Here is a 25,373-nt window from a genome sequence, read left to right on the forward strand (position 1 = left end):
AGCGAGCTGGCTTCGATCCCCCGTAGTGTCGTGGCGTTACGAGTATTGTCGCCGTCATCCACCCTCATTGCAGAACCTTCACGTCATGGCCTGACGACGGCCGAAAGGCTTATTGAACAGGCTGGCCCGCGCGCCAGGCCATCTCCCAGAAGTCCGCCTCGAGCCGGGTGGCCTCCTTGAAGATTGCGATCAGTTCCGCCTCGCGGGCCGGCGTGGCGTAGCGATCGGCGAGCTGCTCCATGTGCGCTTGCGCCTTGGCCGCGACCTCCTGGTACGGCGCGCCGGCATATTCGGCGATCCAGACGCGATAGGCGTTCGCTGAGGCGTCCGCGAGGGGAAGCGCGGCGAGCCGCGTTGCGATCTCCGCGTAGCCGATCACGCAGGGCGCAAGCGCCACCTTGAGGGCCAGCAGGTCGCCGCGCATTCCCGCATCCAGCACGTAGCGCGTATAGGCCAGCATCTCGGCGGCCGGAGCGGCCTGTTCAAGATCGGCCGGAGACAGCCCCCATTCGCCGCAGAGTTTGACATGCAGGTTCATCTCGACATCGAGGATGGCCGAAAGGCCGCTAGCTGCTTCACGCATGTCGGCAAGCCGGGGCGACTTGTAGACCGCGAGCGCGTAGGCGCGCGCAAACTCGATCAGGAACAGATAGTCCTGAACGAGGTAGTGACGAAACGCAGCTTCAGGGAGCGAGCCGTCTGCCAATCCGTTCGTGAAGGGATGCTCGGTGTAAGCCCGCCACTCAACGGATGCGGCTGTCTTGAGACGATCGAAGAAGGTCACGATCTTGTTCGCCTAGTTGGCTTGTCTATGAATGTCCTTGGCTCGCCACCGATAGCGGATTGGGAACCTAGGAGCTACGGTGACAGCGAACAAAATTGGCTTTGACCAGCGCTGCGGATGGCGCACTCTCCGCGATGAGAGTTTTGTGCACGGTCACCGTAACCCAAGAATCTAGATTATGTGAGGCAGGATCTAAAAAGGAATGTCGTCATCCATGTCGGCATTTCTGCCATTTGTGCTTCTCGGCGGCGGGAGTTTCGGCTTCGGCGACTCGATCTTTTTCTGTGGCGGCGGCAGCTTTGCGTTCTCAGCGTCATAGCGGGCGCCGAAAATCGCGGCGATAAGGCGCGCCCATTTCCACGTTGGCTCCAACTCTTCAGTTGCATCGGCCGTGGTCTTGGCTAGCCCCATCATGAAGTCGCTGAACCGCTGCATTGAAGTACGGTCGCGATCGACTTCAGCCAGGAACGCGTTAAGCGTATTCATCAAGGTTTCTTTCTTGCCGATCTCTAGCGCGGAGGCTTCGACAATTTCCTTGATCTTCGTGACGTAGGCTCGAATGTGTTTCTTGTCATGCTCGTCGAGGGGGAGCGAGTTTGAGGGTCCATGGCGAACATTTCGAATATGGGCGCGGACCGTGTAGTTGTCGACAGCCCTAAGGAATGCGTTGTGTATGTCGTTGAGATTTGAGGTTTGGTCCTCATCCGGCACCGAAAAGGAGTCAAGGAAATCCAACCGGAGCGCTTCTGCGGCGGCGTGGGTGTAGTTCATATACTCGATGACATAGTGCGCCCAGCTATTGTTATTCTGGGAGTGCTCAATGTTCGTTTCGAGCCGGTCGCGGAATTTCTTCTCAAGTCGGGCAAACGCCAAATCCGGCGGGCAGTCAGCCACGGCCGCAAAATCTTCCTCGGTAATCATTTCGCCCCTCCTAGGCGGTTTGACAGAAATTTGGGGGACGAGTGCCTGGATACAAGTAGCCGGTCGCGTTTAACCACGACAAATGCGGAGCCTCTAGGCCCGGGACGTGGCGGCTCGCAAGTATCGCTATGCTGCTTTCGCCTTCTTAGGTTTCTCCATCACCACGTAGCGCCGTCCTTCTGGCGGATACTGGACATATTTCTTCTTGTTGTCCTTCCACCGCAAATATCGAAAGTTGTTGTGCGCGACTGCCTTGATAGCGCGCAATGCCTCCATCGCAACGTCACGATGCACGCCCTTGGTCTTGAACAAATTGTAGAGAATGGTCCAAGCAACGGCGTACTCGTTGTAGTTCCGCTCGTCGATTGAGCCGAAGATGATGTAAGGGCCGTTCGGCACCTTCTCGAATTCGTTCGCAAGTTCGTCTGTCGCGCCGCAGCAGGACGACATGACCAGAGCCCGGGGATTGCAATTGTGTTTGCAAAACAAGCCTACAAATTCCGGCCAGTTGATAGGTTTGTTATTGGTGACCGCAATTCCTATTTCGTCGCCGTGACATGAGATATGCACAACGTCGTAGTCACCTTTCGCCGCGTGCGCGATGGCCTTCTCAAAGTGGGGCTTATCCAGTGCGTAGAGCAAATCAGACTGGACGCCAAGGAGCCGAGTTAATGCCCGCGTAACATGGCCATCGAGCTGGTCCTTGTAGAAGTCCTTAGGGTAGCTTGCCTCGATGATAAGTATCTTCAACTCCCTCTCCCTCTTCGCCTAGAGCCGAAACATACGCGAAGGTAGGCAGGCCCTTCGCTCGATATTTGAAAGAGCCAAACTACCGGCGCGCGGGCTGATCGGTGATGGAATCGGCACTGGTACAGTTGGGTGGGCTCGAACCACCGACCTCCTGTTCCACAGACAGGCGCTCTAACCAACTGAGCTACAACTGCATCCTTGCGAGCCGCGCCTTGGGGGCGCCCTGACGGGCCGGCGACCTAAGGGGGGCTGGACGGGGCGGAAACTAGGTGCAACGGGCGTTTTTGGCAAGGCCGCAAAACCCGTTATTTGCCTCTCTTGAGAGCGATAAATCCCTGGATTCGATCGGCTGTCCGCGACTGACCGAGGAGACCTGATCCCCTCACCCGGATCGCACCGGACGATGCTGCGCATCGCCGGGCCGCTCCGACCTCTCCCTGTGGGAGAGGTGACAAAAAACCCGGGCCTTGCGGGCCCGGGTTTCTCAACTCAAACAGCCGATCCGCTCAGGCGGCGGGCGGGTAGTACTTCGCGGCGCTGGCCTTGATCGGCTCGGCGGCGGCGGTGGCCGCGCGCTGGGCGATCTCGGCGAGCTCCTTGGCCTGGGCCTGGAAGGTCTCGAGCTGGGTCTTGGAGTGGCCGGTCCACAGCGCGAACGCGTCGGACGGCGACTTCACGCTGAACAGCTGCTGGGTGAACTCGAGCTGCGCCGTGGTGTTGGCCTTCATGAACTCCATCACCTTGGCGGCGTATTCGCTCGCGCCCTTGTGGGCGGAGGAAAACACGGCCTCGACGGTACCGTTATGGGTTTCGGCGGCGTCCTTGAACTTGGCGTAGTTTTCGCGCGCCTGCGAAACGCCTTTTTCGGCGAACGCACGCACCTGCTCCGGAACCTCGAACGGAATGACGGAGGCAGAGAATGGATCAGTCGCACCTGTCATGGTTGTCCCTCACGCTAATTGAAAAATGTGGTGAGCCATCTGGCGCGCCCGCCGGGCCCCAATCTGGGCCTGCATTCAGCGGTGCGGAAACCGGATACGCGAAACAAAACGGCTCGCCCAACGCCGGGTAGTATCGCTGCCTAACATGTCAACATTGTGCAGCGCAACGCGATGCAGGGGTGCGACGCAAAATTTAATCCCGGGGAGGGTGAGGTTCCGGGCTGGGGGGAACCGGGGGTTGAGGTGCTGACCCTCCCCTGGGGGCGAGACGAGCGTAGCTCGCTCGGGGGTCGATCGCGCGCAGCGCGAGCGGGGTGGGGTGATCCCTCCACTCGGGCACCGCTTCGCTGGAGAGACTGTCACCCCACCTCGGTTCGCATGTCGCTTCGCGCCGTGCGAACCGATCCTCCCCCTCCAGGGGAGGATGGGCACCTGTGACTGGCATCGACCCCACCCGAATCCTGCGGATGCGGCCCGGCTGCGGCTTGCGGGGGCGGAGGGATTAAGGTTATCGCGGCTTTAGGAGCTTCCCTGTAGACCGGGGCCGTGGACCTGCCCGCGGGGGCGGGCGATACTAACCCTTTCTTAAGGCTGTCATTCCCGGCAGCCGGGCACCCACATGCGTGACAGCGAGACTTGAAGCCGGTCGGATGACAAGTTCGGATTTCCAGTTGCGAGGCGTCGGCGATCCGCGGCTGGCCGTGCACGCGACCTCTTCCCTGCCCGCCTGGCTCTGGTCGATCGACGGCACGCGCGTGCTCTGGGCCAATCCGGTCGGCGCAAAACTGTTCGGCGCAGCCAATGCGACTGCGCTGGCGGCCAAGACCTTCGGCCCCGCCGACGGCCATCGCCGCCAGATCGTCCGGCTCGCCCTGCAGCTGCCCGCGAGCGGTGCCATGAGACTGGAACGGCTGCGCGGCTTCGGCGCGCGGCTCGGCACGCTGATGACCTGCGGCTGCGCGCGGCTGGAGTTTGCCGATGGCAGCCGTGCCGTGCTGGTCACCGCGATGGACCCCACCTTGCGCACCATGCCGCTGATCGAGCGGCTGCATCGCCTGGTCGACGGCGCCACGGTGCCGATGGCGGCGTTCGGGCCCGACGGCATGTTCGCCGGCGCCAGCGAAGCCGCGCGCGCCCTGCTCGGCTTTCGCGATCTCGGCGAGGCCGGGCTCGAACAGGCGCGCAGCGATGCGCTGCGCGAAGGCCGCGTCGAGACGCCGATCGGCATCGGCCAGATGGTGCTGCAACGGGTCGGCACGGGCGCCGATGTCGGACTGATCGCGCTGATCGAGCCTGCGGCCGTGCACGCCGCGCCGGCCGCGGAAGCTTCCGAAAGGCCAACGGAGAGCGCGCCCGAGGCGCAGGTTCACCACGCGCCTGACAGCGTCGAGGCGCCGCCCTCGGACGAGGCTGCCAGCGGGATCGCGCTGTTCGATGCGTTCGCCGAGCCGGTCGAAACGCCTGCTCCGGCTGAGGCGATCGCACCTGCGCCTGAGCCGCCGGTGCGGGAGACGACGCCCGAGATCGCAGAGGCTGTCGAGGCGAGCGAGGCCGTGCCAGATTCTCCGGTTGAAAACTTGGCCGAAGCCATTGTGCCGCCGCAGGCCGCGCCGATCACATCCGGCATGGTCGAACCGCCCTCAGCGGAGCCGCCTGCACCGCGCCAGCATCCGCTGCGCTTCCTGTGGCAGATGGATGCGGACGGCCGCTTCGTGCTCGGCTCCGACGAGTTCATCCGCCTGATGGGCGCGCACACGGCGGCCGGCTTCGGCCGCCCCTGGCGCGAGATCGCCGATGAATTTTCGCTCGATCCCGAGGGCCGCGTCGCGCAGGCGCTTGCCAGCCACGACACCTGGGCCGGGATCACCGTGAACTGGCCGGCCGACGGCGGCGAGCATCTGCCGGTCGAGCTCGCCGGCCTGCCGGTCTACGACCAGAATCGCAATTTCGCGGGCTTCAGGGGCTTTGGCGTCTGCCGCGATCTCGACGGCCTCAACCGGCTCGAAGCGCTGCGCCGCTATGAGCTGCTGGTCCAACCGCCGGCGCCGCAGAGTCTCTCCGCCGGCATCGTCGCATCTGAGCCTGAAGAGAAGCCTGAGCCTGAGCCCGTCGCGGAGGCGCCGCCTCCGCCGGCCGAGCCGCCTGCGCCTGAGCCGACACCTGAACCTGAACTGCCCGAGCCCGTCAACGAAGCGAATTCACACCCAACCGAACCGGAAACGCCAGTGGAAACGCCTCCCAACGTCGTGCCGTTCCGCCCGCCCGGTGATCCCCGGTCGTCGCCGACGCTGACGCCCGTCGAGAACAGCGCGTTCAACGAGCTCGCCCGGCAATTGTCCGAACGGCTCGAACGCGATCGCGAGACGATCGCTTCTGTCACCGTCGAGCCGCCGGCTGCCGAGACCACACCAGAACCGTTGCCGCCGGAGCCCGAGCCGCCGCACGCGCCGGCCGAGTGGCTGACCGAACCCGCGCCGCCCGCGCACGGCCACAGCGCGCGCGACCGCGCGCTGCTCGACCTGGTGCCGACGGGCATGCTGATCTATCGCCTCGACCGCCTGCTCTACGCCAACCCCGCCTTCCTCGCGCGCATGGGCTACGCCAGCATCAGCGCGCTGGAAGATGCCGGCGGGCTCGATGCGCTCTATATCGAGCCGGGCGTGTCTCCGGTCAGCAGCACGTCGCAGGCCGGCACGCCGGTGACGATCAGCGCGACGCTTGCCAACGGCGAAGAACCGCTGGCGACCACCGAAGCACATCTGCACACGATCGACTGGGACGGCGAGAGCGCGCATGCACTGATCTGCGCGCTGCCGCAACCCGCGCCTGTCGCGGCCGCGCCCGTTCTCGCGCCGCCCGTTGCCACTGAATCTGTCGTCGCGGAGTCCTTCCCTTACGCGCCCGAGCTCGAGCCGGAGACCGAGGCCGGCGATGCGGACGCGGAGGATCTCGCCGCGATCCTCGACACCACGGCCGAGGGCATCGTGATGTTCGATGCCGAAGGCAACATCCACGCCTGCAACCGCAGCGCCGAAGCGCTGTTCGGCTATGACGGCGAAGCGCTGATGCAGCACAATCTGGTGACGCTGTTCGCGCCGGAGAGCCAGCATGTCGTCATCGACTATCTCGAAAGCGTCAAGAGCCAGGACATCGCGAGCCTGCTCGACCACGGCCGCGAGGTGCTGGGACGCGAGAAGAAGGGCGGCGTGATTCCGCTCGCCATGATCCTGGGCCGCACCCGGCCCGACGGCCCGAACTTCTTCGCCGTGTTCCGCGACCTGTCGCAGAGCAAGAAGGGCGAGAGCGAGCTGAAGAGCGCACGGCGCCTCGCCGACGGCGCCGCCAACGCCAAGGCCGACATGCTGGCGCGGATCAGCCACGAGATCCGCACGCCGCTCAACGCCATCATCGGCTTTGCCGAGGTGATGATCTCCGAACGCTTCGGCACGCTCGGCAACGAGCGCTACGGCGAATACATGAAGGACATCCGCGCCTCCGGCGAGCGCGTCATCACCATCATCGACGATCTGCTGGAGCTGTCGCGGATCGAGACCGGCCAGCTCGACCTCAACTTCGCCAACCTCAACCTCAACGATCTGGTCGAGGCCTGTGTCACGGTGATGCAGCCGCAGGCCAATCGCGAGCGCATCATCATCCGCACCTCGCTCGCCCATGCGCTGCCGCAGGTGACGGCCGACGCGCGCGCGATGCGGCAGATCACCATGAACCTGATCTCGAACTCGATCCGGCTCGCCAGCGCCGGCGGCCAGGTCATCGTCTCGACCGCGCTGTCCGACCGCGGCGAGATCGCGCTGCGCATCCGCGACACCGGCCATGGCCTCACCGAGCGCGAGGTCGCCGCCGCGATGGAGCCGTTCCGCACGCCGCCGCCCGGGGACGCCTCGGACAGCTCGGCGCTGAGCCTGTCGCTGACCAAGGCGCTGGTCGAAGCCAACCGCGCCCGGTTCAACATCAAGACCACGGCCAACACCGGCACGCTGATCGAGGTGGTGTTCGCACCGGTGGTGGCGGGAGCGTAAACGGCCGGCCCGCGTTGCCGGGCCGCGCCGCCACCAGATTGCAGCTTATTCCCGATTCGGAACCGAAGGCGCCCTTGCGGCTTAAGCTGGGCGTAGCTTGCTATTCCTGCACGCCAATTCGCTGCCGCAGCACTCGCACTGGTGTGATCCCAATGTCCGAACGACTGAAATCCACGGCAGCGAAGAAGGCTCCGCCCAAGCGGAACGACGCGGTGCCGACCGCCGCCGAACGAAAGCCGTTGCCCACGGGCGCGGGCGCCCGCATGAACGCACGGGTCGTGCTTGCCCTCGTCCTCGTCGCACTCGCGCTATGGACGGCGGCGGGTTTTCTGCCGGCGTTGATCTGGGCCGCCATTCTCGCAACGACGTTGTGGCCGCTCTACGTCAAGTTTTCGACTCGCGTCAGCTCCAGCCCGTCCAGTCTGTCGGCGTTCGTCTTCACTCTCATCGTGGCGCTGATCCTGTTCACGCCCATGTCGCTCGCGATCTACCAGATCGCGCAGCAAGGCGATCTGCTCGTCGGCTGGTTGAAGAAGGCCGGGGAGAGCGGGATCGAGGTCCCCGAATGGCTGGCCCGCCTGCCGATCGCGGCGGAGAGCGTGCAGCAGTGGTGGCGCAGCAACCTGTCGGATCCCAAGGCCGCGACCGAATGGCTGAAGTCCGTCAATGCGGACAACGCATCGGAGCTGTTTCGCACCTTCGGCGGACAGCTGCTTCACCGTCTCTTTCTTCTGCTGTTTTCGCTGCTGGCCCTGTTCGTCCTGCTGCGCAACGGCCGGTCGATCGCGGATCGCATCCTTGAGACGTGCGATCGACTGTTTGGCGAGGCCGGAGAAGGTCTCGCCGAGAAGATGGTCGATGCGACCCGCGGCACCGTGAACGGCACGGTGCTGGTCGCGGCGGGCGAAGGCTTGTTGATCGGCGTCGGCTATCTCGTCGCGGGCGTGCCGAATGCCATCGTCTTCACAATCCTCACCACCGCCTTCGCGATGCTTCCGTTCGGCGCCTGGCTGGCTTTCACGGTTGCGGCGCTGGTCCTGATCTCGGGCGGAGGCAGCGGCATAGCAGCGGCCGGGGTCTTCTTCTGGGGCGCGATCGTCATGTTTGCCGGCGATCATTTCGTATGGCCGACCCTGGTCGGCGACTCGGCGCGGCTGCCATTTCTCTTCGCGTTCGTCGGAATCTTCGGCGGCCTTGCTGCCTTTGGTCTGCTCGGCCTGTTCCTCGGGCCGGTGATCATGGCCGCCTTGCTGGTGGTCTGGCGCGAATGGATCTTCAGGCCGGTCCCCGAGAGGGCCGTGGTTCGAGAGGCGCCGTAACGCGGCGCCCCGGCCTCACGCTGCGCGTACCGTGTCCAGGAACCTGCTGACCTCGATCTTCAGCCGGTTGCTGTCGTTCGACAGCGACTGCGCCGCGGAGAGCACCTGCGAGGAGGCCGAACCGGTCTCGGTCGCGCCCTGGCGCACGCTGCTGATGTTGGCGCTCACCTGCGTGGTGCCGGCCGCCGCGTTCTGGACGTTGCGCGAGATCTCGCTGGTCGCAGCGCCCTGCTCTTCCACCGCGGCTGCGATGGTAGACGAGATTTCGGACAGGCGCTCGATCGTGCCGCTGATGGTTCTGATCGCGCCGACCGACTCGGTGGTTGCGCCCTGGATGCTCGAGATCTGTTGACCGATATCGCCGGTCGCCTTCGCGGTCTGTTCGGCCAGCGCCTTCACCTCGGAGGCCACCACGGCAAAGCCGCGCCCGGCTTCGCCCGCGCGCGCGGCCTCGATGGTGGCGTTCAGCGCCAGAAGGTTGGTCTGGCCCGCAATCGCGTTGATGAGCTCGACCACGTCGCCGATGCGCGCCGCCGCCTGCGACAATTCGCTGACGCGGTCGTTGGTCTGCCCGGCCTGGCTGACGGCTTCGCCGGCCATGCGCGCGGAGGCCTGCACCTGGCGGCTGATCTCGTTGACGGACGCGGTCAGCTCCTCCGCCGCGGAGGCCACCGACTGCACGTTGGTCGCCGCCTCTTCGGAGGCCGCCTCCACCAGCGTCGCCAGTTCGGTCGAGCGGCCGGCGGTCGTGGTGAGCGACGTCGCCGACGCCTCGAGCTCGGTCGCCGCCGACGACACCGCATCGACGATCTGGCCGACCGCATGCTCGAAATTGTCGGCCATCCGGATCATGTCGGCGCGGCGGAGTTCCGCAGCGAGCTTGTCCTGCCGGATCTTCTCTTCCGCCTCGTCACGCGCCTTCTGCTCGGCATTGATCTTGAACGTCTCGACGGCCTGCGCGATCTCGCCGATCTCGTCGGGACGGCCGAGCCCGGGCAGCACGATGGCGAAATTGCCGTTGGCGAGCTCGATCATCGCGATCCGCATCGCGGAGAGCGGCTTCGAGACCGAACGTCCGATGAAGATGCCGAGGCCGAGCACGCCGGATGCGATCAGCGCGATCGCGACCGCGATCCAGAACTGGATGCCGTCGCGCTCGGCGTCGTTGAGACGATCGGCCTCGACGCGGATCTGGTCGACCGATTTCGAGACCTGCTCGATGACGGGCTCGACCGCGGAGAAGGCATCCGACATGGCCTTCAGCTCGGCCGCCAGCTTCAGCGCAGTCTCCATCCATGCGGAGAAGTCGCGCTGATAGTCGGCGAGCTTCTGCTTCAGCTCGGCCTTCGCGTTGTCGGGGATGGAAGCGGCACTGAGCGTGCCAGCGAATTCGGCCGCGCGTTTCTTCATGTCGTCGCCATATCTGGCGTCGCGGCGCAGCATGAAATCCTTCTCGTGCCGGCGCATCATCAGCATGATGACCTTGAGAGAGGAGTCCTGCAGCTGGTCGACCTGGCTCTCGATGCCGTGGACCGAAGCACGCAGGCGGCCTTCGAGGCCTGACTTCTCGTCGAGGCCAAGACGCTGCCTCGCCTCGACCACCGCGGCGAAACGCGCCTGATAGGTCTGCAGCGACGCGTTCATCGCCTCGATCTGCCGGGCCAGCTCCGGCTTGCCGAGCGCTGCGACCTTGCCGCGCAGCGTCTCGATATCCGGGGCCCCCTGCCTGCTGATCTCGGCCTGCCGCTGCGCCTTGGCCGGATCACTGCGCAGGAGGAAATCCTTTTCGGCGCGACGCGCCTCGAGCAGCTCGACCGCGATCCTGCCGTTCAGCTCGAACACGGCGCGCGCGTCTTCGGCGGCGTTGCGATAGACCCCCATCGTTCGCTCGCCGTAGAGATGAATGCCGCCGATCAGGACGACGCCGATGACGCCAATGACGCCGATCGCGGTGATCTTGTGCGTGAGCCTGAGAGAGAAAAGCCGCATCATGATGCCGGAGCTGGTTGTGGCCGATACGGTTGATGAAGCGCTAACGCACCAAATCTTCCGTTAATTTCCGGGCACGTAGGATTACGTGTGTTTTACCAAAATGCACGCGTTGTGCACTTTGGCGTGCACAACGCTGCTCAAAAAGCGCTCAATCGGACCGGAGCGCACCGAACCATCGCGACGCGGCCTGAGCCACCCCCTCCTCATCGGCCGCGCCGTCACTGGCCCAGGCGACGATGCCATCGGGGCGCAGCAACACCGCGTTGAGGCCCAACCGGTTCTTCACGTCAACGCCGACATAGTCGATGCGACCGTCCCAGCTTCCGGCAAGCGCCTGAAGCGGCGCACGCGCATCGAAGTCCAGCAACATCCCCTTCGCACGCCTTAGGCGTTCTCCGACCGTCGTCCCATCGCGCCATTCGAAATCGGGAGCGCTGCGGCCGACGAGCGGATGACCGCCGCCGAGATCGTAGCGGAGCGACACGCCGCGCACGCGCTCCGCAAAATACGTCGCGCCATCACGTGTCTCGATGAGATCGCTCATGATGGCTTTGAGCGCGCGACTGCCCGGCGCCGGCCGCATGAGCGCGACCTGCGCGCGCGACCAGTCGAGGATTTGTGCGCCGACAGGATGTCGCTCGCGCGAATAGCTATCGAGCAGATCGGCGGGTGCTGCCCCGCGGATCGTCGCCGCCAGCTTCCAGCCGAGGTTCATCGCATCGCCGAGACCGAGATTGAGGCCCTGCCCGCCCAGCGGCGAATGGATGTGGGCGGCATCGCCCGCGAGCAGCACGCGCCCTTTGCGATAGGTCGTTGCCTGATGCGCGCGATCCGTCCAGGTGGCGGCGAGCCGAAGCGCCGTGACGGTGACGTCCGTGCAGGAGACACGGCGCAGGACGCTCTCCACATGCTCGCATGTGATCGGCTCAGTTCGATGGAAAGCGCCGCCGTCGAAGTCGACCATCGCGATGGTCCCTGATGGCGCATAGGTGTACATGCCCGCTTGCGTGTAATTGCGGCCCGCATGGAGTTTTGTGGGATCGGCAAGCTCGACCTCGACGGAATAGCCCGTGAACTCGGGCTCGGTGCCGACGAAGTCAAAGCCGGCGGCTTTGCGCACCGTGCTGCGACCGCCGTCGCAGCCGACCAGCCAGTGTCCTCGGAAGGTCTCGCTGCCTGCTTGCACGGTCACGTCGTCGTCTGCAGCGACAATGGTCGTGAGGCCGACGCCGCGCCGGATCTCGACGCCGAGGCTGCATGCGCGCGCGGCCAGGACGGTTTCGAGCGTTTGCATATCGACGGCGACGGCCGCATCGGCCGGCGTCGGCAGGCGCCAGGGCCACTTCGCGACATCGACGTCGTCCTGAAAGAACTGGATGCCGGCGAAATGACCTGCGGGCCGCCGTGTCTGCTGCATCCAATGCGCCGCGGACTTGATCGCACCTGAACTCGCGCGCTGTGCGGCCGCGATATCTTCCAGCAAACCGCGCCGGTGAAAGGCCTCGCATGTCGGGACCGAAAGACCGCGCAGGCCGAACGGGAGTTGTTTCAGCGGCGAACGCGGGTCTTGTGCCTGCTCCAGCACCAGCACCGAGAGACCCGCGAGCCGCAGCTCGCAGGCGAGAAACAGGCCGACGGGGCCGGCACCGGCAATGACGACGTCGTAGAGATCAGGGGATTGATTTTGCATGAGACGCTCCTGTGGTCGATGTTCGACCGGAGCGTTCCCAGAGATGCGAGAATCACACGGACGAACGATGGGACGCCTGAGCGTCCGATGTTCGTCGCGGGGATCTCGACCACAAGGCCAAAGACCAGAGCTTTCGTTACCGAAAGGATTTGGGCTTACCAGACCAAATCTGCCTTTTCCGACACGGGGCTTATAGTTTCGCGCCGGTCCGTCCGCAACGAAAAAGGCACGGCGCTTGCGGCGCCGTGCCTTTCACGTTCACGTGGCCTCGATCAGCTGTAGATCTCGAACAGGCCGGCGCCGCCCTGGCCGCCGCCGATGCACATGGTCACCACGCCCCACTTCGCCTTGCGGCGCGCACCTTCCTGGAGGAGGTGGCCGGTGAGACGCGCGCCGGTCATGCCGAAGGGATGGCCGATCGCGATCGAGCCGCCGTTGACGTTGTACTTGGCGGGATCGATGCCGAGCTTGTCGCGCGAGTAGAGGCACTGGCTGGCGAAGGCCTCGTTGAGCTCCCACAGATCGATGTCGTCGATCTTGAGGCCGTGACGCTTGAGCAGCTTCGGCACGGCGAAGATCGGGCCGATGCCCATCTCGTCGGGCTCGCAGCCCGCCGCCGCCCAGGCGACGAAGCGGCCGAGCGGCTTGAGGCCGCGCTTCTCGGCGTCCTTGGCTTCCATCAGCACCACGGCGGCAGCGCCGTCGGAGAGCTGGCTGGCATTGCCGGCGGTGACGAACTTGCCGGGGCCCCGTACCGGCTCGAGCTTGGCGAGGCCCTCCAGCGTGGTCTCGGGACGGTTGCACTCGTCGCGGTCGACGACGTAGTCGACGATGCTCTCGGCCTTGGTCGCCTTGTCGACCACCTTCATCTTGGTCTTCATCGGGACGATCTCGTCCTTGAACTTGCCCGCCTGCTGCGCGGAGGCCATCCGGCGCTGCGACTCCAGCGAATACTCGTCCTGGTATTCACGGCTGAGCTTGTAGCGCTCGGCGACAATGTCGGCGGTGTCGATCATCGCCATGAAGATATCGGGCGCGACCTTGAGCAGCTCCGGATCGACCGTCTCCTTCGCCGTCGTGCCGGCGGGCATCGAAATGCTCTCGACGCCACCGGCGACGATGCAGTCGGCGCCGTCCGAACGGATCGAATTGGCGGCCATCGCGATGGTCTGGAGGCCCGACGAGCAGAAGCGGTTCACCGAGACGCCGCCGGTCGACTTGGGAAGACCCGCCAGCAGCGCGGCCTGACGGCCGATGTTCGGCGCACCATGGGCGCAATTGCCGAGGTAGCAATCCTCGACATAGTCCTTCTCGACGCCGGCGCGGTCCACCGCGTGGTGGATGGCGTGGGCGGCCAGCGACATCGGCGGCGTGATGTTGAACCCGCCGCGGCCGGACTTGGCGAGGCCCGTGCGCGCGTAGGATACGATGACGGCTTCACGCATTGTTTTCTCCCTTTCGAACAGTGGTACGGAGGCGTTGGAACGAAGGTGTTCTCGGCGCCATTGGTACACAAAGTTGGGCGGCCACGGGAAGAATAAAGCGCGGCACTGCATCAACAAAAATGCCGCCTTCGAGGGAAGGCGGCGCCGTTGTTCCGCAGGTCGGAATTTATGATATGATGCCCGTCATTTCCAGGCGGGACTCCCCGTCGTGCCCGGGCTTGTCCCGGGCATCCACGTTCTTGCTGCCGAGTGGCAAGGCGTGGATGGCCGGGTCAAGCCCGGCCATGACGGCAAGCAGAGAAAGCGCAATCAGAACGTCAGCGCCTTGACCTGCTTGACCTGCGGCAGGGCCTGCACCTTGGTCAGCAGGTCCGCCGGCACCGCACCGTCGACCTCGATCAGCGCGATGGCATCGGAGCCCGGCGCGACGCGGCCGAGGTGGAAGGTCGCGATGTTGATTTTGGCGTCGCCCAGAAGGCTCGCGAACTTGCCGATGAAGCCCGGCTTGTCCTCGTTGGTCACGTAGATCATCGACTTGCCGAATTCGGCATCGACGCGGATGCCCTTGATGTCGACGAGGCGCGGCTTGCCGTCGGCATAGACGGTGCCCGAGACCGACCGTTCCTGCCGCTCGGTGGTGACGGTGACGGTGATCAGGCTTTCATAGTCGCTTTGGGCGGCTCGCACGATCTCGTCGATCTCCATGCCGCGCTCCTTGGCGACGACCGGCGCCGAGACCACGTTGATCTCGCCCAGCATCGGCCGCAGCAGGCCCGACAGCACGGCGGAGGTGATCGCCTTGATCTTCATCTCGGCGACGTGGCCCTCATAGGTGATCTGCACCTTGAGGATGCCGCTCTCGGTGAGCTGGCCGGCGAACGAGCCGAGCTTCTCGGCGAGCGCGATGAACGGCTTCAGCTTCGGCGCCTCCTCCGCCGTGATCGAGGGGAAGTTGACCGCGTTCGAGATTGCACCGGTAAGCAGATAATCCGACATCTGCTCGGCGACCTGGAGCGCGACGTTCTCCTGCGCCTCGGTGGTGGAGGCGCCGAGATGCGGCGTGCAGATCACGTTGGGATGGCCGAACAGCACGTTCGACGTGGCGGGCTCCTCGACGAAGACGTCGAAGGCGGCGCCCGCAATATGCTTGGAGTTCAGCGCATCGACCACCGCCTGCTCGTCGACGAGGCCGCCGCGGGCGCAGTTGATCAGGCGCACGCCCATCTTCATCTTGGCGATGGCGGCTGCGTCGATGATGTTCCTGGTCTTGTCGGTGAGCGGGGTGTGCAGCGTGATGAAATCGGCGCGCTTGAGCAGGTCATCGAGCTCGACCTTCTCGACGCCGATATCCTTGGCACGCTCCGGCGACAGGAACGGATCGAACGCGATCACCTTCATGCGCAGGCCGAGCCCGCGATCCGCGACGATCGAGCCGATGTTGCCGCAACCGACCACGCCGAGCACCTTGCCGGTGATCTCGACGCCCATGAAGCGGTTCTTCTCCCACTTGCCGGCCTGGGTCGAGGCGTCGGCCTGCGGGATCTCGCGGGCCAGCGCCAGCATCAGGGTGATGGCGTGCTCGGCGGTCGTGATCGAATTGCCGAACGGCGTGTTCATCACGATGATGCCCTTGGCCGTGGCGGCAGGAATCTCGACATTGTCGACGCCGATGCCCGCGCGGCCGATCACCTTCAGTTTCGCCGCCTTCTCCAGGATCTTGGCGGTCGCCTTGGTCGCGGAGCGGATCGCCAGGCCGTCGTAATTGCCGATGATCTCGGCGAGCTTGTCCTTGTCCTTGCCGAGGTTGGGCTGGAAGTCGACCTCGATGCCGCGATCCCTAAAGATCTGCACGGCGGCGGGAGAGAGCGCGTCGGAGATGAGAACTTTGGGTTTGGTCATGGGAATGTGTCCTTCACACCTCCTCTGGAGAGGGAGGGTCGGCGCGCAGCGCCGGGGTGGGGTGAAGCTGCAAAAAAAGCAAATCGCCGGTGCGCCGTGTGGAGAGATCACCCCACCCCGCCGCACCTCGCGGTGCGTCGACCCTCCCCCTCCAGGGGAGGGTCAGAAATCAAGCGGCCTTCGCCAGCGCGGCCTTGGTCTCGGCAAAAGCCCAGTCGATCCACTGTGTCAGCAGCTCGACGTCCTTCGCTTCGACGGTCGCGCCGCACCAGATGCGCAGGCCGGCCGGCGCGTCGCGGTAGTACGCGAAGTCGTAGCCGGCACCTTCCTTCTCGACCAGCGCGACCAGCTTCTTGGAGAAGTCGGCCTGCGCGTCGTCCGAGAGCGAGGTGAGTGCGGGGTCAGTGAACTTCAGGCACACCGAGGTGTTGGAGCGGATCGCGGCGTCCTTGGCCAGGAAGTCGATCCACGGCGTCTTAGCCTTCCAGTCGGCCAGCACCTTGGTGTTGGCGTCGGCGCGCGCGATCAAAGCCTTGAGGCCGCCGATCGACTTGGCCCAGTTCAGCGCATCGAGATAATCTTCGACGCAGAGCATCGAGGGCGTGTTGATGGTCTCGCCGACGAAGATGCCTTCGTTGATCTTGCCGCCCTTGGTCATGCGGAAGATCTTCGGCAACGGCCAGGCCGGCTTGTAGGTCTCAAGCCGCTCCACCGCGCGCGGCGAGAGGATCAGCATGCCGTGCGCGGCTTCGCCGCCGAGTGCCTTCTGCCAGGAGAAGGTGACGACATCGAGCTTGGGCCAGTCGAGCGGCTGCGCGAACGCGGCGGACGTCGCGTCGCAAATGGTCAGGCCTTCGCGGGCTGAGCTGATCCAGTCGGCGTTCGGCACGCGGACGCCGGAGGTGGTGCCGTTCCAGGTGAAGACCACGTCGGACTTCGGATCGACCTTCGACAGATCGGGAATCTCACCGTAAGCAGCGTTGAGCTTGGTGACGTCCTTGAGCTTCAATTCCTTGACGATGTCGCTGACCCAGCCCTCGCCGAAAGATTCCCACGCGAGCGTGGTGACGGGGCGCGCACCGAGCAGCGACCACAGCGCCATCTCGACCGCGCCGGTATCCGACGCCGGAACGATGCCGATGCGATAATCGGCGGGCACTTCAAGCACTTCGCGCGTCAGATCGATCGCGAGCTTGAGCTTGGTCTTGCCGACCTTCGCGCGATGCGAACGGCCGAGCGCTGCGTCCTTGAGATTTTGGGCGTTCCATCCGGGGCGCTTGGCGCAGGGGCCGGAGGAAAAATGCGGCACGTTGGGCCGCGAAGCGGGCTTCGCTACAGTCATATTCTACCCTTCCAGATAGTAAGCCTCCCGTTGGGGGGAGGTGTCCCGCCGCGGCTGATACGGGAAACAGGAAGAGTCGTCAAGGAAGTTCCGGGGCCTCACGCGCGAGTGATGGCTCATCCGGTGCGATATCAGGGGATTCGACCACGGCAAGCGCGTTCAGCAAGTCCGTGGCATCACTGATCAATTGCGCGGCTCGGCGACGGCTGCCGACTTTCAAAATGCATTTGTCATTGGCCTGCACAACGTAGTCGTTGCCGACCTTGATCATGGAATAGCTTGTCATCGAAATCCCCGAACCGACCGAGCTCGGCTTTCAGACGCTGACGTAGCACCGTTCGTTCCTGGTTCCACGTGAACGACGGCTGGGTAGTTTACCCACTCTTAATATGAACGAACGCGCGATCCGTTTTCGCTGATCGCGCAACGGCCGCTGGATGCTGCCTCAAAAGCGGACAGTCATGCCGACATGACTCGATGTGAATCCGAGCCGCTTGTAGAAGCGCTGCGCGTCGACGCGGCTCGCATGCGTGAGCAGTTCGACCAGGATGCAGCCGCGCGCTTTTGCTTCAGTCACCGCCCATTGCACCAATTGCTCGCCGATGCCGCGGCTGCGACAATCGGAAGCAACGCGGACATCTTCGAGCAGGCCGCGGATGCCGCCTTGCGAGCTGATGCCCGGCAGCACTGCGAGTTGCAGGCAGCCGACTACCCTGCCCTCGCTCTCGGCAACCACGAGCGTGAGATTTGGATCGCGCTCGACCCGCGCGAATGCCTCGTAATAGGACGCCGGCAGCGGATCCTCCACGCGCTCGCGCGCGCGCCCGAGATGATCGTCGGCGAGCATTGCGATCATCGCAGGGACGTCCTCGCGCCGCGCGGGACGGATGGAAACGGACTTATCGTTCATACGGGAAACTCCAGGCTCGGCGCAGGGACTCAGCGCGCTGGCGGCAGGCCGAGAGAGGCCTCGGCCTCGCCGATCCAGCGGCGAACGGCCGGATAACGGCCGAGATCGAAGCCGCCTTCATGCGCGAGGCGCGTATAAGCGAGCAGCGAGACGTCGGCGAGCGAAACCTCTTCGCCGGCGAAGAAGCGGTTTGCGGCCAAGTGCCGCTCCATCCGGTCGAGCGCCGCATAGCCGCGCTTGACCTTCTCGGGATCGAGCTCGGATGCATCCTTGCCGAGATAAACCAGCTGGAAGCGGCACACCGCGATGTAGGGCTCGTGGCTGTACTGCTCCCAGAACAGCCATTCGTCCATCTTGGCCGCAGCGAAGGCATCGCGCGGGATCAGCGCGCTGTCGCGGGCGAGATAGCGGATGATGGCATTGGACTGCGCCAGCGTGCGGCCGTCGTCGAATGCGACCGTCGGCACCTGGCCGGCGCCGTTCATCTTCAGGAATTGCGGCGTGCGCGTCTCGCCCTTGCGGGTGTCGATCTCGATCCACTGGTAAGGCAGCGCGAGCTTGTCGCAGACCCACTTCACCTTGAGACAATTGCCGGAATTGCTATCGCCGTAGATCTGCATCGCTGCCGCCCCATTTACGGGCGACAGAGCATCAGGCCGGAAGGAACCTGTCAACAGGCAGCGGGCGGCTCAGAACTTGTAGCCGGCGCCCAATCGGAAGTTGTTCAGGTTGACGGAGATATCCTTGGCGTTCGAGAACCCGACGTGCTCCCACTCGCCGCGAAGGATCACACAGTCGAGCAACGCGTATTCGATTCCGATTCCCCCCGTCCATCCGTAGATGAAGCTGTTCGCGCGCCGCTCGGACTGCGTCATCGTGCCGGTGCCGGCAACCGTGGTAGACGTCGCGCCACTGTTGGGATCCGTGAAGATGTCGTTTTTCACGTACGACACGGTCGCAAACCTCGACACCTCGGCGCGCCCGATCGCAAGGCCGCCAAACGCGTAAGGCATGAAGTCCCCACCGGCCCATCCGATCCGACCTCGGAAAGTCGCATAGTCCTTGAGCTGCAACGAGGCACCGCCGCCGAGCGTCGTATCGTAAATATAGGCGTGATTCGTCGGGGCTGTTTCCCCGGGGATCAATCTCGCCATGGAATCGCTTGCACTGCTCGCGAGATTGTTCATGTAGCTGTAGTTGGCCTCAACGCCCATCACGGCATCATAGAGCTGCCAGTTGCGGCCCACATAGGCGCCGAACCCGGTCGCCTGGACGTGATTTTTCGGCAGCAGCGACCAGCCGCCGACCGGCGCCTGAAGGATGCTGTCGCGAAGCATGAAATCGGTCATCGATTTCGGGGCGTGGCTGAAATCGATTTCCGACGTGGCAAAGCCGAACTGGCCGCCGACATAGAAGCCGTCCCAATTATGGGATGACTTCGACAGACCGTCGGTGAAGCTGCCGCGCAGGATGGGCAGATCGGAAAGGTCGGCCGCGTGTGCGGCAGACACCGTCCCAAACATCACCGCAGCCAATAAAAGCCTACGCATCGCAACGCTCCATCGAACTCGAACTTTCACTCGTGATCATGGCTCGTTAACCTTAACCAATGGTTGCGCCGGACGCTTTCGTCGCCGTCGCGCCATGAAAAATACGCAAAGCAAAACGGCGCGGGATGATCCCGCGCCGTTAAGAAATCTTAAGCGATCAGTTGACGATCAGCCCTTGGTGACGAGCGGCGGCATATAGGCCGGCTGCGGGCTGTTGAGCTCCCAGCGCACGCCAAGCTTCACGTCGTGCGAGGTGATGTCCTTGATCTTGATCGAGGTCGGGCCGGAGGCGCTGTTGTCGAACAGGCGGTAGTTGCCTGGCGCGCCATCGCCGAGGTTCATGTAGCTGTAGGCCAGTTCGACGGTGAACCCGGGATTGACCTTGTAGGCAAGACCGGCGTGGGCGGCCCAGGCGAGGTTCCACTTTCCGTTGTCGGCGAAGTAGGCGACGCTGTTGTTGAGCCCCGGGCTGTACGACACGCCGTCGTCGCGGAAGCCGCTGATCTTGTTGTAGGAGCCGCCGACACCGGCGCCGATGAACGGGGTGATGCACCACCAGGTGCCGAGGTCGACATACGCGTTGGCCATCACGACCCACTCGGACTTGCTGCCGGTGTAGTTGTTGACGCCGACGAAGCCGGGTCCAAAGACGTTGTCGCTGCCGTGCAGATTGGCTTTGCCACGGTACTGGCCGATCACGTCCGCGCGGAACCAGTTGTTGAAGCGATAGCCGACGCCGAGATCGAACAGCGACGCTGAGTCGAAACCGAGGCCTTCCGTCGACTTCGAATAACCAGCCGGCAAAGCGCTGTCGATGCTCTTGGCGCGCTGGTTGGTCATGCCGACATCGCCGCGGAGATACCAGCCGCCGAAATCGGCGGGCGGAGCCGCCGGCGCGTACATCGGAGGGGGCGCCGCGATCGGCATATCGGCGGCAAACGCCATCGACGAGATCAGGGTTGCCGCACCCGCGGCAAGGAGAGACTTAACGCTACGCATTGGCTTCGTCCTTATGGCCGGTGAGGCAAAATGCAGATGCCTCACGTTCTGGAAACTCACAGGAGGGACGATCGCACCAAATGTTTAAGCGCCACTTAACCCTAATTTTTAAGGTTGATTTTTTCTCTACGCTCGCGCGCGTGGGGCGCGAGCGTTGCAAAATTGCGGCGGCGAGGCGCCGCAATTGCTAACGATTGATGAAGCCGCAATGCGGCGAAGAAGATTTGTTAACGTGTGTGCCGCGGCAGTCTGGGCAGGAACACCGCAAGCAGGCCGATCGCCGGCAGATAGGCGCAGACCTGATAGACGAACTCGATCGAGGTGTGGTCGGCAAGCTTGCCGAGCACGGCGGCGCCCAGTCCCCCGATGCCGAAGGCGACGCCGAAGAACACACCGGAGATCATGCCGAAGCGGTGCGGCACCAGTTCCTGCGCGAACACGATGATCGACGATGTCGTCGAGGAAATGATGATGCCGATGATCACGCTCAGCACCGCGCTCGAATAAAGCCCGGCATAGGGCAGCGCCAGCGTGAACGGCAGCGCGCCCAGGATCGAGATCCAGATCACGATCTTGCGGCCGAAGCGATCGCCCAAGGGACCGCCGAAGAACGCTCCGACCGCGTTCGCCGCGAGGAAGATGAAGAGATAGATCTGGGCGGTCTGTGTCGACACGCCGAAACGGTCGATCAAATAGAAGATGTAGTAGCTCGACAGGCTGGAGACGTAGAGCTGCTTCGAGAACAGCAGCGCCACCAGCACGAGCAGCGCGACCCCGACGCGGCGCGAGCTCGGCGCGTCGGGGTGGACCTGAACCGCGGCCGTCTTCTTCGCCTTGATCTGCGGCTCATACCAGCGGCCGATGCGCCAGAGGATAACGATGGCGAGGAACGCGATCGAGGAGAACCATGCGATGCTGCCCTGCCCGAACGGCACCACGATCAGCGCGGCCAGCACCGGTCCCATCGAGGTGCCGAAACTGCCGCCGAGCTGAAACACCGATTGCGCGAAGCCGTAGCGGCCACCGGACGCAAGCCGCGCGATGCGCGCGGACTCCGGATGAAACACCGCCGAGCCGAGACCAACCAGCGCGGCAGCCACGAGGATGACGAGATACTGATGCGCGGCGCTGAGCAGCAGCAGGCCGAAGAAGGTCGAGGCCATGCCGATCGCCAGCGAGTAAGGCTGCGCCTTCTTGTCGGTGTAGTGCCCGACCACGGGCTGGAGCAGCGAAGCCGTGAACTGGAACGCCAGCGTGATCATGCCGATCTGCGCGAAGTCGAGCGCGTAGGTGTCTTTCAGGATCGGATACACCGAAGCGATCAGCGACTGCATGGTGTCGTTGAGGAAGTGCGAGAAGCTGATGCCGGCGAGGACGACATAGGCCGGCCCCGCCGCCTTGGCGACGGGCGCGACGTCGCTGACGACAACGGGTTCGGTCAGCGTTTCCTCGGAGACGACGACGGACTTGTTCACTGGAGCATCCCGGCAGGCGCGGCGAACGGTCGCGACCTGCTGGGTACAATGATAGCGGCGGCCGAACCACCGCCAATCGTCGATGGCTGGAATGCGCGTATCTTCGGCCGCTCAGGATCGCTTCACCCTCCCCTGGAGGGGGAGGGTCGGCTCACATTGAGCGCAGCGAAATGTGGGACGGGGTGGGATGACGGTCTCTCCACCTCGTACAGTGCCCGTGGGGAGAGATCACCCCACCCCGCTCGCGCTTCGCGCGATCGACCCTCCCCCTCCAGGGGAGGGTAAGAGAGGCTCACGCAGCCGCCTGTCCGAGCGCGGAGACGATGGTGTCGACGACGTCTTCGACGAGGATACGGTCCTCGCCCTCGCCCATGACGCGGATCACGGGCTCGGTGCCCGAGGAGCGGATCAGCAGGCGACCGTGGCCGTTGAGGCGCTTCTCGCCGTCCGAGATCGCCGACTTGACGTCGGAATCATCGAGCGGCTTGCCGCCCTTGTGGCGGACGTTCTTGAGGATCTGCGGCAGCGGATCGAAACGGTGGCAGACTTCCGACACCGGGCGGCGCAGCTTCTGCACCACGGCCAACACCTGCAAGGCGGCCACGAAGCCGTCGCCGGTGGTGGCGTAGTCGGACAGGATGATGTGGCCGGACTGCTCGCCGCCGAGATTGTAGCCGCCGTTCAGCATCTGCTCGAGCACGTAGCGGTCGCCGACCGGCGTCCGCACGAGATCGAGCCCGTGGCCCTTCAGGAAACGTTCGAGCCCGAGATTGGACATCACGGTGGCGACGATGCCGGGACGCGAGAGGCGTCCGTCCTCTTTCCAGCTCTGCGCGATCACCGCGAGCAGCTGGTCGCCGTCGACGACATGCCCGCGCTCATCGACCAGGATGACCCGATCGGCGTCGCCGTCCAGCGCAATGCCGATGTCGGCGCGCATCTCGCGCACCTTCCGCGACAGCGCTTCCGGCGAGGTCGAGCCGCAATCCTTGTTGATGTTGAAGCCGTCGGGCTCGACGCCGATCGGCACCACGTCGGCGCCCAATTCCCACAGCGCTTCCGGCACCACCTTGTAGGCGGCGCCATTGGCGCAATCGATCACGACGCGCAGGCCGTCGAGCGACAGATCGCGCGGCAGCGTGCGCTTGGCGAATTCGATGTAGCGGTCGTGCACGCCGTCGATACGGCGGGCGCGGCCGAGGCTCGCACTTTGGGCCAGCCGCTTCTCGATCGGCTCGTCGAGCAGCAGCTCGATCTGCTTCTCGACGTCGTCGGACAGCTTGAAGCCCTGCGGGCCGAACAGCTTGATGCCGTTGTCCTCGAACAGATTGTGCGAGGCCGAGATCATCACGCCGAGATCGGCGCGCATCGACTTGGTCAGCATCGCGACGGCCGGCGTCGGCATCGGGCCGACCAGCAGCACGTCCATGCCGACCGAGGTGAAGCCCGCGACCATGGCGTATTCGATCATGTAGCCGGATAGGCGGGTATCCTTGCCGATCACGACCCGGTGGCGGTGGTCACCGCGCTGAAACGCAAGGCCTGCGGCCTGGCCGACCTTGAGCGCGAGCTCCGGCGTGATCAGTCCGTTGGCGCGGCCCCGAATCCCGTCCGTCCCGAAATATTTGCGGCTCATATCGTCCCCCACGCAACAACCAGGAATCCCCGCGACAACCTCCGGGTGCCATAATGGGCCCCGCATCCCTGATTTGCTGGGGTCTTATAATGCCTGCGAGACTAAATTGGCTTCAAAAAATATGATGAATCATTACGGAACCCGGGGAAAAGGCACCCCGGTAACGTATTGTTAACGTTATATTTCCGGCCCATGCGCCCACTTCGCGCGGAACCCTGCCCCTAGCTGGAGCGCTTCACATGGCCGTCCTGACGGCTCGGTGCGGGCTGGGTGACGTTGACGGGATCGGAGCCCGGGAAGGTCTCCTCGAGGCCTTCTTCCAGCGCATCCTCGAGATCCTGCTTCTCCTTGATCTCTTCCGGCGTGGGCTGGCTGTGCGGTTTGCTCATGGCGCCCTCTTCTCAAACGATTTGGCTGTGCATCCAACCATGCTAGATGACCCCTCGATCTTCCGATGCAAGATGCAAGACGGGCCGGGGAAAACATCCATGAAGCACATCACCTGTATCGACGACCTTCGCACCCTGCATCAGCGTCGCGTGCCGAAGGCGTTCTTCGACTATTGCGACCGCGGCTCCTACGCCGAGGAAACGCTGCGCGCCAATCGCGACGACATGCAGCACATCAAGTTCCGCCAGCGCATTCTGGTCGACGTCTCCAAGCGCGACACCTCGACCACGATCCTCGGCGAGCCCTCGACCATGCCGCTGATGCTGGCGCCCGTGGGCCTGCTCGGCATGCAGCATGGCGACGGCGAGATCCACGCCTGCCGCGCCGCGCAGGCCGCCGGCATCCCGTTCACGCAGTCGACGATGTCGATCTGCTCGATCGAGGACATCGCCGCAAATGTCGAGAAGCCGTTCTGGTTCCAGCTCTACGTGATGAAGGACCGCGGCTTCATCAAGGCGCTGATCGAGCGCGCGATCGCGGCGAAATGCTCGGCGCTGGTGCTGACCGTCGACCTGCAGGTGATCGGCCAGCGCCACCAGGACATCAAGAACGGCATGACGGTGCCGCCGGAATGGTCGCTGTCGAAGCTGATCGATTTCGCCACCAAGCCGGCCTGGGTGTCGGGCGTGCTGCAGGGCAAGCGCCGCACCTTCGGCAATCTTGCCGGTCATTTGAAGGTCAGCGACGACATCACCTCGCTGTCGACCTGGATCAACTCGCAGTTCGACACCTCGCTGAACTGGAAGGACATCGACTGGATCCGCTCGATCTGGCCGGGCAAGCTGGTCCTGAAGGGCATTCTCGACGTCGAGGATGCCGAGCTCGCCGCGAAGACCGGTGCCCAGGCGATCGTGGTTTCCAACCATGGCGGCCGGCAACTCGACGGCGCGCCGTCATCGATCGAGGTGCTGCCCGAGATCGTCGACGCCGTCGGTGACAAGGTGGAGATCATGTTCGACGGCGGCATCCGCTCCGGCCAGGACGTGACGCGGGCGCTCGCGCTCGGCGCGAAGTCCTGCATGATCGGCCGCGCCTACGCCTATGGCCTCGGTGCCGGCGGCCAGGCCGGCGTCGCCAAGGCGATCGAGATCATCCAGAAGGAATTGCTCACGACCATGGGCCTGTGCGGCGTCAACCGGATCGACGAGATCGACGAGCACATCATTGCGGCGTGAGGCATTGAGGCGCGAAAAGCGCGCCTCAATCATAGGTGTCGTCCCGGACAAGCAT

The 25,373-nt window shown here is 64.3% G+C and carries 20 protein-coding genes and 1 tRNA gene; 3 read left to right on the top strand and 18 right to left on the bottom strand.

Annotated elements, in window-relative coordinates:
- Positions 1-109: 109 nt before the first annotated feature.
- From tenA to FNV92_RS29895, 5 genes are all read right to left on the bottom strand, one after another.
- The gene (gene tenA, locus FNV92_RS29875) at positions 110-784 is read right to left on the bottom strand and encodes a thiaminase II (protein ID WP_143843405.1); all 675 of its coding nucleotides are present in this window, start codon (positions 782-784) and stop codon (positions 110-112) included.
- Positions 785-976: 192 nt separating this feature from the next.
- Positions 977-1,705 (bottom strand): hypothetical protein, encoded by a 729-nt coding sequence (locus FNV92_RS29880; RefSeq protein WP_143843404.1) that lies wholly within the window; start codon positions 1,703-1,705, stop codon positions 977-979.
- Between the two features lie 126 nt (positions 1,706-1,831).
- Complete coding sequence (locus FNV92_RS29885; protein ID WP_143843403.1) at positions 1,832-2,455, bottom strand: hypothetical protein; 624 nt, start codon at positions 2,453-2,455, stop codon at positions 1,832-1,834.
- A 117-nt stretch (positions 2,456-2,572) separates the two neighbouring features.
- Positions 2,573-2,649, bottom strand: a tRNA-His gene (locus tag FNV92_RS29890).
- Between the two features lie 312 nt (positions 2,650-2,961).
- Positions 2,962-3,396, bottom strand: a complete 435-nt coding sequence (locus FNV92_RS29895; RefSeq protein WP_015688458.1) for a phasin — start codon at positions 3,394-3,396, stop codon at positions 2,962-2,964.
- Between the two features lie 650 nt (positions 3,397-4,046).
- Here FNV92_RS29895 and FNV92_RS29900 point away from each other — a divergent pair.
- Both FNV92_RS29900 and FNV92_RS29905 read left to right on the top strand, forming a co-directional pair.
- Positions 4,047-7,436 carry a PAS domain-containing sensor histidine kinase gene (locus tag FNV92_RS29900; RefSeq protein WP_168213498.1) on the top strand — a complete coding sequence of 1,130 codons (3,390 nt, stop codon included), beginning with the start codon at positions 4,047-4,049 and terminating at the stop codon, positions 7,434-7,436.
- Between the two features lie 152 nt (positions 7,437-7,588).
- The gene (locus tag FNV92_RS29905; protein ID WP_143843401.1) at positions 7,589-8,755 is read left to right on the top strand and encodes an AI-2E family transporter; all 1,167 of its coding nucleotides are present in this window, start codon (positions 7,589-7,591) and stop codon (positions 8,753-8,755) included.
- A gap of 15 nt (positions 8,756-8,770) precedes the next feature.
- Here FNV92_RS29905 and FNV92_RS29910 read toward each other — a convergent pair whose 3' ends face one another.
- The 13 genes from FNV92_RS29910 to FNV92_RS29970 all read right to left on the bottom strand — a co-directional run bounded on the left by FNV92_RS29910 (position 8,771) and on the right by FNV92_RS29970 (position 24,082).
- Entirely contained in the window at positions 8,771-10,747 is a 1,977-nt protein-coding gene (locus tag FNV92_RS29910; protein ID WP_143843400.1) for a methyl-accepting chemotaxis protein, read from the bottom strand.
- A gap of 148 nt (positions 10,748-10,895) precedes the next feature.
- Entirely contained in the window at positions 10,896-12,437 is a 1,542-nt protein-coding gene (locus FNV92_RS29915) for an FAD-dependent monooxygenase (RefSeq protein ID WP_143843399.1), read from the bottom strand.
- A gap of 272 nt (positions 12,438-12,709) precedes the next feature.
- Entirely contained in the window at positions 12,710-13,882 is a 1,173-nt protein-coding gene (locus FNV92_RS29920) for a thiolase family protein (RefSeq protein WP_143843398.1), read from the bottom strand.
- Positions 13,883-14,191: 309 nt separating this feature from the next.
- Positions 14,192-15,781 carry a phosphoglycerate dehydrogenase gene (serA, locus tag FNV92_RS29925; protein ID WP_143843397.1) on the bottom strand — a complete coding sequence of 530 codons (1,590 nt, stop codon included), beginning with the start codon at positions 15,779-15,781 and terminating at the stop codon, positions 14,192-14,194.
- A 169-nt stretch (positions 15,782-15,950) separates the two neighbouring features.
- Entirely contained in the window at positions 15,951-17,123 is a 1,173-nt protein-coding gene (locus tag FNV92_RS29930) for a phosphoserine transaminase (protein ID WP_015688467.1), read from the bottom strand.
- 79 nt (positions 17,124-17,202) lie between these two features.
- Positions 17,203-17,409, bottom strand: coding sequence for a hypothetical protein (locus FNV92_RS29935; RefSeq protein WP_015688468.1), 207 nt, complete (start codon positions 17,407-17,409; stop codon positions 17,203-17,205).
- Between the two features lie 159 nt (positions 17,410-17,568).
- Complete coding sequence (locus FNV92_RS29940; protein WP_015688469.1) at positions 17,569-18,033, bottom strand: GNAT family N-acetyltransferase; 465 nt, start codon at positions 18,031-18,033, stop codon at positions 17,569-17,571.
- 29 nt (positions 18,034-18,062) lie between these two features.
- The gene (locus FNV92_RS29945; protein ID WP_143843396.1) at positions 18,063-18,653 is read right to left on the bottom strand and encodes a glutathione S-transferase family protein; all 591 of its coding nucleotides are present in this window, start codon (positions 18,651-18,653) and stop codon (positions 18,063-18,065) included.
- A gap of 69 nt (positions 18,654-18,722) precedes the next feature.
- Entirely contained in the window at positions 18,723-19,613 is an 891-nt protein-coding gene (locus tag FNV92_RS29950; protein ID WP_334266075.1) for an outer membrane protein, read from the bottom strand.
- Between the two features lie 138 nt (positions 19,614-19,751).
- Entirely contained in the window at positions 19,752-20,582 is an 831-nt protein-coding gene (locus FNV92_RS29955; protein WP_015688472.1) for an outer membrane protein, read from the bottom strand.
- A gap of 227 nt (positions 20,583-20,809) precedes the next feature.
- Positions 20,810-22,057 carry an MFS transporter gene (locus FNV92_RS29960; RefSeq protein ID WP_143843394.1) on the bottom strand — a complete coding sequence of 416 codons (1,248 nt, stop codon included), beginning with the start codon at positions 22,055-22,057 and terminating at the stop codon, positions 20,810-20,812.
- 292 nt (positions 22,058-22,349) lie between these two features.
- Positions 22,350-23,693, bottom strand: coding sequence for a phosphoglucosamine mutase (gene glmM, locus FNV92_RS29965; protein ID WP_015688474.1), 1,344 nt, complete (start codon positions 23,691-23,693; stop codon positions 22,350-22,352).
- A 221-nt stretch (positions 23,694-23,914) separates the two neighbouring features.
- Positions 23,915-24,082, bottom strand: a complete 168-nt coding sequence (locus FNV92_RS29970; protein ID WP_015688475.1) for a hypothetical protein — start codon at positions 24,080-24,082, stop codon at positions 23,915-23,917.
- 99 nt (positions 24,083-24,181) lie between these two features.
- On the opposite strand from FNV92_RS29970, the gene FNV92_RS29975 reads away from it, so the two are divergent.
- Entirely contained in the window at positions 24,182-25,318 is a 1,137-nt protein-coding gene (locus FNV92_RS29975; protein WP_143843393.1) for an alpha-hydroxy acid oxidase, read from the top strand.
- The last annotated feature ends 55 nt before the right edge of the window (positions 25,319-25,373 follow it).

It is taken from the genome of Bradyrhizobium cosmicum (assembly GCF_007290395.2).
Classification (GTDB): domain Bacteria; phylum Pseudomonadota; class Alphaproteobacteria; order Rhizobiales; family Xanthobacteraceae; genus Bradyrhizobium; species Bradyrhizobium cosmicum.